The sequence below is a fragment of the Nocardia aegles genome (assembly GCF_052545135.1).
The window spans coordinates 634,343-647,596 of the sequence record NZ_JBQWRI010000001.1; the positions used below are offsets into that span (position 1 = coordinate 634,343).

At 69.4% G+C, this 13,254-nt stretch carries 15 protein-coding genes; 7 read left to right on the forward strand and 8 right to left on the reverse strand.

The window, feature by feature from the left end; all coding sequences use genetic code 11:
- The first annotated feature begins 178 nt into the window (after positions 1 to 178).
- Positions 179 to 1,930: a DEAD/DEAH box helicase gene (locus ACT89H_RS03090; RefSeq protein ID WP_445107347.1), complete on the forward strand. Its 1,752-nt coding sequence runs from the start codon at positions 179 to 181 to the stop codon at positions 1,928 to 1,930.
- A 6-nt stretch (positions 1,931 to 1,936) separates the two neighbouring features.
- Here ACT89H_RS03090 and ACT89H_RS03095 read toward each other — a convergent pair whose 3' ends face one another.
- Positions 1,937 to 2,539 (reverse strand): TetR/AcrR family transcriptional regulator, encoded by a 603-nt coding sequence (locus tag ACT89H_RS03095; RefSeq protein ID WP_445106916.1) that lies wholly within the window; start codon positions 2,537 to 2,539, stop codon positions 1,937 to 1,939.
- 105 nt (positions 2,540 to 2,644) lie between these two features.
- Here ACT89H_RS03095 and ACT89H_RS03100 point away from each other — a divergent pair, with 105 nt between their 5' ends.
- Entirely contained in the window at positions 2,645 to 3,385 is a 741-nt protein-coding gene (locus tag ACT89H_RS03100) for an SDR family NAD(P)-dependent oxidoreductase (protein ID WP_445106917.1), read from the forward strand.
- Here ACT89H_RS03100 and ACT89H_RS03105 read toward each other — a convergent pair whose 3' ends face one another.
- Positions 3,386 to 4,153, reverse strand: a complete 768-nt coding sequence (locus ACT89H_RS03105) for an AraC family transcriptional regulator (protein ID WP_445106918.1) — start codon at positions 4,151 to 4,153, stop codon at positions 3,386 to 3,388.
- Positions 4,154 to 4,208: 55 nt separating this feature from the next.
- Between ACT89H_RS03105 and ACT89H_RS03110 the strand changes: the two genes are divergently transcribed.
- Positions 4,209 to 4,778, forward strand: a complete 570-nt coding sequence (locus tag ACT89H_RS03110) for a class I SAM-dependent methyltransferase (RefSeq protein ID WP_445106919.1) — start codon at positions 4,209 to 4,211, stop codon at positions 4,776 to 4,778.
- Between the two features lie 198 nt (positions 4,779 to 4,976).
- The gene (locus ACT89H_RS03115; protein WP_445106920.1) at positions 4,977 to 5,261 is read left to right on the forward strand and encodes a hypothetical protein; all 285 of its coding nucleotides are present in this window, start codon (positions 4,977 to 4,979) and stop codon (positions 5,259 to 5,261) included.
- A gap of 104 nt (positions 5,262 to 5,365) precedes the next feature.
- Here ACT89H_RS03115 and ACT89H_RS03120 read toward each other — a convergent pair whose 3' ends face one another.
- Positions 5,366 to 5,560 (reverse strand): DUF7455 domain-containing protein, encoded by a 195-nt coding sequence (locus ACT89H_RS03120; RefSeq protein WP_159838275.1) that lies wholly within the window; start codon positions 5,558 to 5,560, stop codon positions 5,366 to 5,368.
- A gap of 276 nt (positions 5,561 to 5,836) precedes the next feature.
- Here ACT89H_RS03120 and ACT89H_RS03125 point away from each other — a divergent pair, with 276 nt between their 5' ends.
- Entirely contained in the window at positions 5,837 to 6,196 is a 360-nt protein-coding gene (locus tag ACT89H_RS03125; RefSeq protein WP_445106921.1) for a DUF952 domain-containing protein, read from the forward strand.
- On the opposite strand, the gene ACT89H_RS03130 is transcribed toward ACT89H_RS03125, so the two are convergent.
- On the reverse strand, positions 6,197 to 6,844 hold the full coding sequence (locus ACT89H_RS03130; protein ID WP_445106922.1) for a response regulator: 648 nt from the start codon (positions 6,842 to 6,844) through the stop codon (positions 6,197 to 6,199).
- Positions 6,841 to 7,614 (reverse strand): sensor histidine kinase, encoded by a 774-nt coding sequence (locus tag ACT89H_RS03135; protein ID WP_445106923.1) that lies wholly within the window; start codon positions 7,612 to 7,614, stop codon positions 6,841 to 6,843. The genes ACT89H_RS03130 and ACT89H_RS03135 overlap by 4 nt, the downstream gene beginning before the upstream one ends.
- Before the next feature lie 514 nt (positions 7,615 to 8,128).
- Between ACT89H_RS03135 and ACT89H_RS03140 the strand changes: the two genes are divergently transcribed.
- Positions 8,129 to 8,611 carry a cation:proton antiporter regulatory subunit gene (locus tag ACT89H_RS03140; RefSeq protein ID WP_445106924.1) on the forward strand — a complete coding sequence of 161 codons (483 nt, stop codon included), beginning with the start codon at positions 8,129 to 8,131 and terminating at the stop codon, positions 8,609 to 8,611.
- 3 nt (positions 8,612 to 8,614) lie between these two features.
- Positions 8,615 to 9,799 carry a cation:proton antiporter gene (locus ACT89H_RS03145; RefSeq protein ID WP_445106925.1) on the forward strand — a complete coding sequence of 395 codons (1,185 nt, stop codon included), beginning with the start codon at positions 8,615 to 8,617 and terminating at the stop codon, positions 9,797 to 9,799.
- Here ACT89H_RS03145 and ACT89H_RS03150 read toward each other — a convergent pair whose 3' ends face one another.
- The 3 genes from ACT89H_RS03150 to ppgK all read right to left on the reverse strand — a co-directional run bounded on the left by ACT89H_RS03150 (position 9,800) and on the right by ppgK (position 13,202).
- On the reverse strand, positions 9,800 to 10,561 hold the full coding sequence (locus tag ACT89H_RS03150; RefSeq protein ID WP_445106926.1) for a rhomboid-like protein: 762 nt from the start codon (positions 10,559 to 10,561) through the stop codon (positions 9,800 to 9,802). It abuts the gene before it with no gap.
- A gap of 310 nt (positions 10,562 to 10,871) precedes the next feature.
- Positions 10,872 to 12,251, reverse strand: coding sequence for an RNA polymerase sigma factor (locus tag ACT89H_RS03155; RefSeq protein ID WP_445106927.1), 1,380 nt, complete (start codon positions 12,249 to 12,251; stop codon positions 10,872 to 10,874).
- Positions 12,252 to 12,443: 192 nt separating this feature from the next.
- On the reverse strand, positions 12,444 to 13,202 hold the full coding sequence (ppgK, locus tag ACT89H_RS03160; protein WP_445106928.1) for a polyphosphate--glucose phosphotransferase: 759 nt from the start codon (positions 13,200 to 13,202) through the stop codon (positions 12,444 to 12,446).
- Positions 13,203 to 13,254 lie beyond the last annotated feature (52 nt).

Here is a 13,254-nt window from a genome sequence, read left to right on the forward strand (position 1 = left end):
CGCGCACTTCGGCGATCGGCATCGGAGTGTGTGTGCGACGTGTCGGTGGGCATCGGATGAACTCCCAGCGTCCCGGCCGGTGGCCGTGTGATGCCCGTCGCGCCTGCCGCGTCGGTTTGGCGACACGCCGTGCCGGGCCGCTAGGGTCTTCTGCGTGACTGGGTCGGGTGGCGCCGCTGTGGCGGGAGAGGCAGAGACGCCGGGCGATCCGAAGGCGGTCGGCCCTGCCGTCGCCGGCTCCCTGCGGGCCTGGCAGCGACGTGCGCTGACGAAGTATCTGGCCACCAAACCCCGGGACTTCCTCGCCGTGGCCACCCCGGGCGCGGGCAAGACCACCTTCGCGCTGCGCGTGGCCGCCGAACTGCTGGCCGACCGCACCGTGGACCAGATCACCGTGGTGGCGCCCACCGAACATCTCAAGCACCAGTGGGCGCAGTCCGCGGCGCGTAGCGGCATCGCACTGGACTCGCGATTCTCCAACTCCACCGGTGGCACCTCGGGTGACTATCACGGTGTCGTGGTCACGTACGCGCAGGTCGCCGCGCATCCCTCGCGCCATCGCGTGCGCACCGAGAATCGCCGGACACTGGTCATCCTCGACGAGATCCACCACGCGGGAGATGCCAAGAGCTGGGGTGAGGCGACCGCCGAGGCGTTCGGCGACGCCACCCGCCGCCTCGCGCTGACCGGTACCCCGTTCCGCAGCGACGACAGCCAGATTCCGTTCGTCGTCTACGAACCGGACGAGTCCGGTTTCCCGAAGTCCCGCGCCGACCACACCTACGGCTACGCCGAGGCACTCGCCGACGGCGTGGTGCGGCCGGTGGTCTTCCTGGCCTACTCGGGCGAAGCGCACTGGCGCGACAGTGCGGGCGAGGAGTATTCCGCCCGCCTCGGCGAGCCGCTGAACGCCGAGCAGACCGCCCGTGCCTGGCGGACCGCGCTCGATCCGGCCGGCGACTGGATCTCCGCTGTGCTGCGCGCCGCCGACATCCGGTTGCGCCAGAAGCGCGCCTCCGGCATGCCCGATGCGGGCGGCCTGGTGATCGCCACCGACCAGGACCGTGCCCGCGACTATGCCGAACTGCTGGAACATATTTCGGGTGAGAAGCCGGCGCTCGTGCTGTCGGACGACCCGGCCTCCTCCGACCGCATCGCGGAATTCGGCAACAGCACCCAGCCCTGGATGGTCGCGGTCCGCATGGTGTCCGAGGGCGTCGACGTGCCGCGCCTCGCCGTCGGGGTGTACGCGACCAGTGCCTCCACCCCGTTGTACTTCGCGCAGGCGATCGGGCGTTTCGTGCGTGCCCGCAAGTCCGGCGAGACGGCGACCGTGTTCCTGCCCTCGGTGCCGGTGCTGCTGGATCTGGCCGCGCAACTGGAGTTGCAGCGCGACCATGTCATCGGCAAGCCGCACCGGGAGAAGAACGGCCTGGACGACGACCTGCTGATCGATGCGAACAAGCAGCAGGATGAGCCGGGCGAACAGGAGAAGTCCTTCGTCGCGCTGGCCGCCGACGCCGAGCTCGACCAGGTGATCTACGACGGATCCTCCTTCGGTACCGCGACCTTCGCCGGAAGCGACGAGGAAGCCGACTATCTGGGTATCCCGGGTCTGCTCGACGCCGAGCAGATGCGCGCGCTGCTGCGCGAGCGACAGGCCAGACAGGTGGCGGATCGCAGCGTGTCCGCGCCTGTCCCCGATCCCGGTCCGCAGGTGGCGGGTGCTGCGGAGCGGGTCGCCACCGCCGATCGGCTCGGCGAATTGCGGCGTGAACTCAACAGCCTGGTGGCGATGCACCACCATCGCACGGGGAAGCCGCACGGAGTGATCCACGGCGAGCTGCGCCGCGAGTGCGGCGGGCCGCCGACCGCGCTGGCCACCGCCGAACAACTCGGTGAGCGCATCGCGGCGCTGCGCCGGAAGTAGCCCGCGTCAGCGGTCCGGGGTGGGCCAGGCTGACATGGCGCAGTCGATGGACGCGGTGAGATCCGCCAGCGATGCGCCGTCGCGTGCCTGGATGGACAAGCCGTAGAGAACCGTGGTGTAGAAACCGGCGAGCGCCGTGCTGTCGGTGCCGGGTGGCAGATCGCCTTCGGCGACGCCGTGCTCGAGCCGTCGTCGGATGTCCTCGGTCGTCGCGCGCCGCTTGTCGATCAGGAAGTCGCGAATGCCGGTGTTGCGGGTGGTGTAGGTGGACCCCGCGAGCACGACCATGCACCCGTGCGGCTTGTTCTCCTCGGTGTAAGCGACCGCGTTGTCCCGCAGCATCGCCTCGATGGCCGCTCGCGCGGTGGGTTCCTCGCGCAGCGCGCGGGCGGTGTAGCCGCCGTCGGTGTGCCCGTAGAGGTCCACGGCCGCGCGGAACAGCGCCTCCTTGCCGCCGAACGCAGCGTAAAGGCTGGGGGAGTTGATCCCCATCGCGGCGGTCAGATCGCTCATCGACGCGCCCTCGTACCCGTGCTCCCAGAACACCTCCATGGCGCGGCGCAATGCCTCGGCGCGATCGAAGGCGCGCGGTCGTCCACGTTCAGCCATGCCGGACCTTTCTGTGTCGATCGTTAAATATACCTCTTGACATCGCGCCGCCGAATGGGCTTGGCTATTTATGTACTGATCGACACAAAAATAGAAGGAGTACCGATGTCGGAGCTGACGGGCAAGGTCGCGCTGGTCACCGGGGGCAGTCGCGGGATAGGGGCCGCGATCGTGCGCCGCCTCGCCGCGGCGGGCGCGGACGTGGCGCTGACCTACCAGCACGCCGAGGGGCAGGCGAAGACGGTGGCCGGCGAGGTGGAGGCGCTCGGGCGCCGAGCCGTCGCGCTCCAGGCCGACAGCGCCGATGCCACCACCGTGCGCGCGGCGGTGGACCGTGCGGTGTCCGAACTCGGCGGGCTGGACATCCTGGTCAATAACGCGGGAATCTTCCCGGCGAAGCTGTTCGGGGAGTTCACCGTCGCGGAGATCGACAACGCGCTCCACGTGCACGCTCGTGCCGCGTTCGTCGGTGCGCAGGCCGCCATCGCGCACATGCCCGATGGCGGACGGATCATCAGCATCGGGACCAACCTGACCGATCACGCGCCGTTCGAAGGGGTGACGCTCTACAACCTCAGCAAGTCCGCCCTCAACGGCTTCACCAAGGCGCTGGCGCGCGAACTGGGCCCGCGCGCGATCACGGTGAACCTCGTCCAGCCGGGTTCCACCGACACCGACATGAATCCGAGCGATGGCGCGCACGCGGCGCGGCAGCGCAACGGGACCGCGCTCGGGCGCTTCGGCGCCGCCGACGATGTCGCGGCGACGGTGGCCTTTCTGGCCGGGCCGTCCGGTCGCAGTGTGACCGGTGCGTTCCTCACCGTGGACAGCGGCACCAACGCCTGATCAACCGGCGAAATACCGCCCCGGCGGGACCCCGACCGCCCGCCGGAACGCCGCGACGTACGCGCTCGGCGTCGCATAGCCGACCCGGCCCGCGATCCGCGCGATCGGCATGCCCGCGGCGAGTAGCGGCAGCGAAGCGGCCACCCGGATCTGCGTGCGCCACTGGCCGAAGCACAGACCCGTTTGCGACACGAACAACCGCGCCAGCGTGCGCGGGCTGGCGGCGACGTGGTCGGCGAATTCGGCGAGTGTGCGGGGGTCGGCCGGATCGGCGGCGAGCGCGTCGGCCACCTGCCGCGCCCGGGGATCGGTGGGCAGATGCGCGCCGATCGGGATGACCGCGACTGGCTCGAGCAGGTCGAACACCACCGCCTCGGCGCGCGCTCGCCGCACCGGGGTGGTGTCGGCCGTGGTGAGTAGATCGAACAGTTCGTGCAGGAGCCGGGTCACCCGCAACATGGCGGGCTCGCCGATCTCGACCGGGCACCGGCCGGGTTCCAGGAAGATGCCGCGTATCGCCGCACCGTCGGAGGTACCGGTGCGGTGCGCGGTGCCCGCGGGGATCCACAGTGCTCTGGTCGGCGGCAACACCCAGCGGCTATCGCCCACCTCGACCGCGAGGACGCCGCGTGAGGCCCAGGCGATCTGGTGTTGCGGATGCTCGTGCCGTTCGAACCAGTACCCGGCGGGCAGCACTCCGGCCCCGAACACCATGGCGGTCGCGTCGGTCGGGGCGGAATGGACTACGGCATGGCCGTTCTGCGACACGATTTGTCACTGTAGCCGGTCGTTCCGGGCGGGATTCGTCCCTAGCGTCATAGGCATGGCGATGAACATTTTTCACCGATTGCTGTGCCGCTCGTCGATGTGGGAGAAGACCAGTGCGACCCGCATCGTGCCGTGGGCGCTGTCGGACCTCGACCTCGGCGCCGACACCTTGGAGATCGGGCCCGGCTACGGCGCCAACGTTTCCGCGCTACTGGCCCGAACCTCGGCACTCACCAGCGTCGAGATCGATCCGGCGCTGGCCGCCCGGCTGCGCAGCCGGCATGGCCTGGCGATGACGGTGATCGACGGTGACGGCGCCGACCTGCCTTTGTCGCCGGGCGGATTCGACTCGGTGGTCTGCTTCACCATGCTGCATCACGTGCCCTCGCCCGGCCGGCAGGACGCGCTGTTCGCCGAGGCCCTGCGGGTACTGCGTCCTGGCGGCGTGTTCGCGGGCAGTGACGGGCTCGACAGCCGGATGTTCCGGCTCATGCACCTCGGCGACACCTGTGTGCCCGTGCCACCCGAAACCGCCGCCGACCGGCTGCGTCGCATCGGCTTCACCGACGTCGAAATCGACACCGGCGCGAGTTTTTTCCGCTTCCGGGCCAGACGGCCGCAGTGAGATCCGTGGCCCGGGAATTCCGACGTCGTTCGGCAGTTCACCGATGGCCCGTCCGCGGCCTGGAACCGGGCGACGATCTCGGTGCGTTCGGCCTGCGAGAGCCCGCCGTGGAAGAACGGCGCGCGCACCCGAACTGCTCGGCGAGATGCCGTACCAGCAGTTCACCGGTCTGCCTGTACTGGGCTCGGCTTGCCGACGGTGGCGATTGACTGGGCAATCGCCGTGCTCTCGGAGTTCGCCACCGGTAGCCCGCGCAAGGCGGTGGCCGCGGCTCGGGAGACCGCGCGTATGGGCGACGCGCGGTCGTGGGAAGTGCACGGCCCGCTGCTGGGCGAGGTGATGCCGCCGAGCCGGTTCCCGCTCGCCACCCGCGTCGGCGGCGGCGGTGGGCGAGCTGTACAGGCGCCCGCGGACCCTGAGGGCGCCGTCGAATACGGCTTGGCCACGTTGCTGGACGGCATCCTCGGCGCGGACGCGGACTGACCTCGGCCGGACACGCCGGCAGCGGGCGACCTGTGGGTCGCCCGCTGCCGGTGGAAACGGTGTTCTGTTGTCCGATGCTGTTGTGTCAGGACGCGAGGAGCAGATCAGAGCGTGGGAGCGGACTCCGTGTCGATCACGGCGTCCAGCTCACGCAGCCGATCCATGTGTTCGTTCGCGTGGTGCTGGCAGAAGAGCAACTCTCCACCCGCGGGCAGTACGGCGCGCACTCGTGCCGCCGCCCCGCAGCGGTCGCAACGATCGACCGCGGTCAGTGGGGTGCTTGTCAGGGTTCCTGGCATGACTCCTCCGTCCTGGCTCCCGGTCCCGACGACCGTTCACCTGGTGTGGGGCCCGTGGTCACTCACCACGAGCTCGCTACCGCTACTTCCCAGCAGGGGTATGACTACTCTGTCAGACGTTCGGGACGGGGGACTTTGTTCCCGCGTATGAAGCAGTGTGTTTTCGATAACACGACCAGGGATTTCGCTACGGGCGAACGCCGCCGGTCCTGTCGTCGATGTGGACTGCGTCACATTCTCGATCGACCGATCCAGTTGTCTACCGGGAGATTACCCGTGACCTACGACACTCACACGCTTGTTCACCTATGCACTTTGGACGAGTGGTTATCCGCTCGGCAAACAGGGGAGTACCGAGCGCCCTCCCTCGCCCAGGCGGGGTTCATCCATCTCTCGTCGCCGCAACAGGTGCACCTGCCGGCGAATCGGTTGTTCGCGGGGCGGCGTGATCTGGTGTTGCTGCGGATCGACCCCCGCCGCGTCGGGTCGCCGATCACCTGGGAGCCGGGCGTCCCGACCGATCCGGAGTCGATGCTCTTCCCGCACCTGTACGGCCCCTTACCGGTGAGCGCGGTCACGGGAGTCGTGGAGTACCTGCCCGAGGCGGACGGGACGTTCGCCCCGCTCCCGGCGTGACTACCGGTCGCGGATCTCACGTGCCACGATGGCGGCCTGAACCCGCGACCGCACACCGAGTTTCGTCAGCACACGGGATACGTGCGTCTTGACGGTGGTCTCACCGATGAACAACCGACCCGCGATCTGCGCGTTGGACAGGCCGTCCCCGAGGCAATCGAGCACTTCGCGTTCCCGTTCGGTGAGTTCGCCGAGCCCGGCGGGAACCGATTGCGCGACAGCCGGATTCGACGCGGCGAACGCCGCGATCACCGCTTGCGTCACCTCCGGCGCCAGCACGCCGTCCCCCGCCGCGACCGCGCGCACCGCCGCGACCAGTGCCCGGCCCGAGGTGGATTTCAGCACGAATCCCGAGGCCCCGGCGCGTAGCGTGCGAAAGACGTACTCGTTCAGGTCGAATGTGGTCAGGATCAGCACCTTCGCCAGGCCGTCCGCGGTGATCCGCTCGGTCGCGGTGATGCCGTCGACCCCCGGCATGCGCACGTCCATCAGCACCACCTGCGGCCGCAGCGCTTTCGCCTGCGTCACCGCGACATCTCCGTCGGCGGCCTCGCCGACCACCTCGATATCGTCCTCGGCGGCCAGGATCATCCGCAGGCCCGCGCGGATCGCGGCGTGGTCGTCGGCGATCACCACCCGAATCGTCATGCGGCACCCGCACATCCGAGCGGGAGGGTGGCCAGGACTTCCCAGTGGCCGGACTCCGCTCCGGCGCGCAGACTTCCGCCGAGGGCCGCGGCCCGCTCGCGCATATTCACCACACCGCGGCGCCCGGCTCGGGCCACGGGCTCCGGCGGCCGGGCGGGTGTCATCCGGTTGCGGACGGATATGGTCAGCTGCTCGTCCACGACGCGCACGTCGATGGATACCTCCTGTCCCGGGGCGTGTTTCATGGCGTTGGTCAAAGCCTCCTGGAGGATGCGATAGGCGGCTTGGTCGACCGCGCTGGGCAGCGCGACGTCGCCCGGTGATTCGCGCACCCGCACCGAGATCCCCGCCGCGCGTGCGGCGTCCACCAGGATCGGCAACTGCGCGAGTGTGCGCGGCGCGGCCACCTCCGCCACGTCGTCGTCGCTGCGTAGCAATCCGATCATGGTGCGCATCTCCTCCAGTGCGCTGACGCTGTTGGCGCGGATGGAACGCATGATCCCGGCCACCGCCGAGTCGGCTCCGGGTCGGGCCGGCACGCCGAGCGCCGCCTCCGAGAGCAGTGCGATGGCCGACAGGTGCCCGGCGATCACGTCGTGCAGGTCGCGCGCCATCGTGGTGCGCTCGTCGGCGATGGCCGCGCGCCGGTCGAGTTCGGCGACCAAGGTCAGCGCCTGTGCGCGGGTGCGCTCGGCGTCCGCGACCTCCTTGTGCGTACGCACCGAGTTCGCCCACCAGATCGGCGTCGCGACGAAGCTGAACACCGCCACCAGGGCCAGCGCGACCGCGCGCAGGTCGCCGGTCAGGGGCCAGGGTCACCAGCACCAGAACGACGGACAGCGCCGACCAGCACTGAGCCGTGATCCGCGACGTCCGGCCGCCCGCGTACAGCACGGCAGCGTAGATCAAGTCGGCGTAGACGATCCACACCGGCACCGTGGCGCCGAGCAGGATGTCCACGGCCAGTGGGAAGAGCCCGGCCAGCATGGCCGCGACCGGCATTCGGCGGCGGAAGAAGGTCGCCAGGCAGAGTCCGGCCAGGACACCGCACCGCACCCACAATGACACCTGCTCGCCCCGCTCGGTCATGGTCGACAGGCCTGCCAGGTACAGCCCGGCGCCGCCGGCGAACGCGATGACGGCGCCCAGCGCATCCCGCGTTCGCTCCGGCACCTCCGCCCACCGCCACACGCCTCCATCACAGCACAGCGCCGGCGACGCGCCATCGGCCGAAGTGATGACCGATCCGTTCGCGGCAGTGGTGATCCGGCTAATCTGGACGGTGTGAACGTCGACGTCACCGCACTACCCGGCATCGGTGTCCGGAAGGACTTCGAGGTGCGTTCCGGTCGCCGAATCGGCGTGGTCGCCCACCGTGATGGTGATATCGACCTGATCGTCTCCAAGCTCGACGATCCCGACGCCTGTGCCGCGCAGATCCCGCTGACCACCGATGAGGCGGCGGTCCTGGCCAATCTGCTCGGCGCGCCGCAGCTGGTCGCCAAGCTCAACGACGACCACCGCGACCTGCCCGGGATCACCACGCGCCAGCTCCCGATCGGGGACGATTCCCCCTACGACGGCCGCCCCCTCGGCGAGACCGAGATGCGCACCCGCACGAAGGCCTCCATCGTGGCGGTCATGCGGGCCGGGCAGTTGCATCCCTCGCCCGGGCCCGATTTCACCTTCACCGCGGGCGATCTGCTCGTGGTCGTCGGCACTCCGGAGGGCTTGGATGCCGCCGCGAAGATATTGACGCACGGCTGAATCGTGACGGACACCGCGCTCGCCCTGATCGAGCTCGGAGCGGTTCTTTTCGTTCTCGGCATGTTGGGTCGTGTCGCGGGCCGGGTCGGTATGTCGCCCATTCCGCTGTACCTGCTCGGCGGAGTCGCTTTCGGCCAGGGTGGTCTCATCGAGCTGCGGGCCGCTCACGACTTCGGCCATATCGCCGGCGAGATCGGTGTAGTGCTGCTGCTCCTGCTGCTGGGCCTGGAGTACACGGCGGCGGAGCTGGTGACCGGCCTGCGCCGTTCGTGGGCGGCCGGTCTGGTGGACATCGTGGTCAACGCGTCGCCGGGAGCGGTGGTCGCGCTGATGCTCGGCTGGGGTGTCGACGGCGCGATCACAATGGCGGGGGTCACCTACATCTCGTCCTCGGGCATCGTGGCGAAAGTCCTCGACGACCTCGGGCGCCTGGGCAACCGGGAGACACCGGTGATCCTGTCCATCCTCGTATTCGAGGATTTGGCGATGGCGGTCTACTTGCCGATCCTCACCACGGTGCTGGCCGGGCTGAGCTGGCTCAGCGGGTTGCGTGCCCTGGCGGTGGCACTGATCACCATCACGCTGGTGCTCATGGTGGCGCTGCGCTACGGGCGATACGTCTCGGCGATCGTGGACAGCGCCGACCGTGAGGTGTTCCTGCTCACGCTGCTCGGCGCGGCCTTGCTGGTGGCAGGCGTCTCCTCGGCGCTGAGCGTGTCGGCGGCGGTCGGGGCGTTCCTGCTGGGCATCGCGATCTCCGGCTCGACCGCGCACGCGGCGGCGAAGATGCTCGAACCGTTGCGCGACCTGTTCGCGGCCATCTTCTTCGTGGCCTTCGGGTTGAACACCGACCTGCGAGCGATCCCGCCGGTGCTGGGCTGGGCGATCGTGCTGGCGGCGGTGACGGCCGTGACGAAGGTGGCGACCGGGTGGTGGGCCGCCGCGCGCGAGGGCATCCGGCGGATGGGCCGCGCCCGGGCGGGCGCTGTGCTGGTCGCACGGGGCGAATTCTCCATCGTCATCGCGGGACTGGCTGTGAGCGCGGGCGCGATGGACGGTCAGCTCACGGCACTAGCCTCGACCTACGTTCTACTGATGGCGGTGCTGGGTCCGATCGCGGCGCGTGTGGTCGAGCCGATGGTGGGGCTGTCGCAGCGCCGCGGGCGCCGCGAGCCGCAGGTTTCCTGATCAGTCCTGGGCGGCGCGGGTGCTGCGGGCGCTCCGTTCCCACCGGTGCCAGAACAGGCTCGCGATCGCACCGACCGCCAGCCCGATCACGGCGGCACAGAGGTGGCCGTAGTCGGTGAACGTCGGCTCGACCCACAGCGCCGCACCGAGTGTCGCGAGGAGCGCACCGGCCCATAGCAGCCGCACCCGGCCGCGGAACCGGAATGCCAGCGCCGCCAGCACGGCCGAAAAGCCGTAACTGGTACCGACATCCGCGGCGACGGCCACGCGCAGCGGGATGAGGCCACGGTCGATGGCATGTGAGATGCCGGTGACGGTCAGCAGCGTCGCCGCGATGTGCCCGGTCGCGAACAGCAGGATCCAGCGCGCGGTGCCCAGCCAGCGCTCGGCATATGCCATGACGACCAGGAAACCGGCGATGGTCGACCAGGGAAAGCCACCGTCGGTCCAGAACGCCGAGGCGACCAGCACCTGAACTGGGTTGTGCCGCATGTTGTACAGGTTGGTCGACGCCGAGAAGATCAATCTGCGCTCCACCGAGTCACCGACTCCACGCAGCGTCCACCAGGTGACGAAGAGCGTGAACGCGTAGGCGGTGCTGGCGGGTGCGGCCCCGAGGTGCGCGCGGATCGCGGGCAGCAGCCGCCGCCACAGCCCGGGACGCCGCAGCCAGGCCTGCACGTCGCGCCACTCGGCGCGCAGGTCGACGGTCCGCGTCCACGGTGACCGCAGCCAACTCGAAGTCGAGGTCGAGGCAACCACGCCGCAAGTCTGCCGGGTGGGAGGGGAGCCCGGTGAACTGCCCCCGTTGTGGCGCGGCTTCGACTGCCGCGCCCGAGTTGTGCGGCATTGCACGCCGGATCCGGCCCGGCCGGTCAGTGCTCAGCGAGTCGGTCGTGAGCGGAAGGTCTTGTCTCTTCGGCTGGCGATCAGGGGCAACCGCGAGCGCGGGAGGGCCTTGCGATCCCGCGCGGTGGCGTACCGCTCGGACGTGCGGAAGCGCGACGCCCGCATTCGCCGACCGCTGGAAAAATCGAGCGGACAACGAATGCGGGCGTCGAGGTGATGCGACCTAGTCGAGGTAGTCGCGCAGGACCTGCGAGCGGCTGGGGTGGCGCAACTTGCTCATGGTCTTGGACTCGATCTGGCGGATGCGCTCTCGGGTGACCCCGTAGACCTGGCCGATCTCGTCCAGGGTGCGCGGCTGGCCGTCGGTGAGGCCGAAGCGCAGCCGGACCACGCCCGCCTCGCGCTCCGACAGCGTCTCCAGCACCGACTGCAGCTGATCCTGCAGCAGCGTGAAACTCACGGCGTCCACCGCGACCACGGCCTCGGAGTCCTCGATGAAGTCGCCGAGCTGGCTGTCGCCCTCGTCACCGATCGTCTGGTCCAGCGAAATCGGCTCACGCGCGTACTGCTGGATCTCCAGCACCTTCTCCGGCGTGATGTCCATTTCCTTGGCCAGCTCCTCCGGCGTCGGCTCGCGGCCGAGATCCTGGAGCAGCTCGCGCTGGATGCGGCCGAGCTTGTTGATGACCTCCACCATGTGCACCGGGATGCGGATGGTGCGTGCCTGATCGGCCATGGCGCGGGTGATGGCCTGCCGGATCCACCAGGTGGCGTACGTGGAGAACTTGTAGCCCTTGGTGTAGTCGAACTTCTCCACGGCGCGGATCAGACCCAGGTTCCCCTCCTGGATCAGGTCCAGGAACGCCATGCCGCGTCCGGTGTAGCGCTTGGCCAGCGAGACCACCAGGCGCAGGTTGGCCTCCAGCAGGTGGTTCTTGGCCCGGTTACCGTCGCGGACGATCCAGTTGAAGTCACGGCGCATCGCGACCGGCAGCTTCTCGCCCTGCTCGGCGAACTCGCGCACCTTCTCCGCGGCATAGAGGCCCGCCTCGATCCGCTTGGCGAGTTCGACCTCCTCCTCGGCGTTGAGCAGCGCGACCTTGCCGATCTGCTTGAGGTAGGCGCGAACCGAGTCGGCCGAGGCGGTGAGCTCGGCGTCCTTGCGGGCCTGGCGCAGTGCCTCGGATTCTTCTTCGTCCCACACGAAGTCGCCGGAGGCCTTGTCGGCCGCCGTCGGCTCGTCGGCCTCCTCGCTCTCGGCTTCCTCGGTTTCGGCTTCCTCGGCGACGTCGACCAGATCGTCGCCGTCGGCGAGGTCCTCCTCGGAGACTTCCAGATCGCCGAGATCGTCGAGATCGAGCGACTCGTCCTCGAGCGGCTCGTCGGCGCTCGGCTCGCCGTCGGGGCCCGCCTTCTTGGTGGTGGCCTTCTTCGCGGGAGCCTTGGTCGCCTTCGCGGCCTTCTTGGCGGGCGCCTTCTTGGCGGCGGCCTTCTTCGCCGGAGCCTTCTTCGCGGCAGCCTTACGGACCGGCCGTGCTGCGGTTACATCTGCGGAGTCGGCATCGGCCGATTCGGCGGTCTGACGGGTATTCGTGGCTACCACGTACGCCCTTTCGTGACGGTCTCGTGCGGCGTCACGCCAGAGTAGTGTTCCGGCGGAGCGATCTGTCGGGTTTCACCGGCGGAGGGCCGGTCGGGGTTCTCCGGCTCAGCCGGGCACGTTCCATTGTAACGATCCAACCAGGGTACCTACGGCACGATCCCGGGATCGGCATCCTCGCGGTCCCCGCGCGCCTCACGGTGCCACGCCCCCCGCGATCGCCATGGCGGCGCCGACGATGCCCGCCGTGTTGCGCAGTCGGGCCGGGATGACCGGCGTCCGGTTGGTGAGCAGCGGAATCCACTGCTCGGCATCTCTGCTGATGCCCCCGCCGGCGACGAAGACGACCGGGAAGAGCAGGTTCTCCAGCGCTGTCAGCACCAGGCTGACCTGCGCTGCCCACTGCTCGTAGCTGAGTCCGTCGCGTTCCTTGATCGAGGCCGCCGCGCGGTGTTCGCTCTCCATGCCCTGGACCTCCAGGTGGCCCAGTTCGGTGTTGGGCACCAGCGTGCCGTGGTAGAGCAACGCGGAACCGATGCCGGTGCCGAAGGTCAGGAGAACGACCAGACCCGCGAAATTGCGCGCCGCGCCGAACTGGTCCTCGGCCATGCCCGCCGCGTCCGCGTCGTTGAGCACGGTGACCGGACGGCCGCCGAGCGCGGCCGAGAACAGCGCCCGCGCGTCGGTGCCGATCCAGGACTTGTCGATGTTCGCCGCGGTGCGCGCCACGCCGCCGAGCACCACCGCGGGCAGGGTGAGGCCGACCGGCCCGGTCCACTGGGCTTTGTCGACCAGTTCGGCCACCGCCTCGGCCACCGCGAACGGTGTCGCGGGGTGCGGAGTGGCGATCTTGATCCGCTCGTGGACCAACTCCCCGGTGGCCAGATCGACCGCGGCGCCTTTGACGCCGCTGCCGCCGATGTCGATGCCGAATGCGTGCCCCCGAGCGGACATGGTTAACCCCTCGTCTCCCTGTGCTGGCCGGTGTGATGACAACGCTGCACGG

Excerpts from the sequence above, each read along its gene's own strand:
- ACT89H_RS03095 (WP_445106916.1), bottom strand. The coding sequence starts at position 2,539 with ATGGCTGAACGTGGACGACCGCGCGCCTTCGATCGCGCCGAGGCATTG.
- ACT89H_RS03100 (WP_445106917.1), top strand. The coding sequence starts at position 2,645 with ATGTCGGAGCTGACGGGCAAGGTCGCGCTGGTCACCGGGGGCAGTCGC.
- ACT89H_RS03110 (WP_445106919.1), top strand. The coding sequence starts at position 4,209 with ATGGCGATGAACATTTTTCACCGATTGCTGTGCCGCTCGTCGATGTGG.
- ACT89H_RS03120 (WP_159838275.1), bottom strand. The coding sequence starts at position 5,560 with ATGCCAGGAACCCTGACAAGCACCCCACTGACCGCGGTCGATCGTTGC.
- ACT89H_RS03130 (WP_445106922.1), bottom strand. The coding sequence starts at position 6,844 with ATGACGATTCGGGTGGTGATCGCCGACGACCACGCCGCGATCCGCGCG.
- ppgK (WP_445106928.1), bottom strand. The coding sequence starts at position 13,202 with ATGTCCGCTCGGGGGCACGCATTCGGCATCGACATCGGCGGCAGCGGC.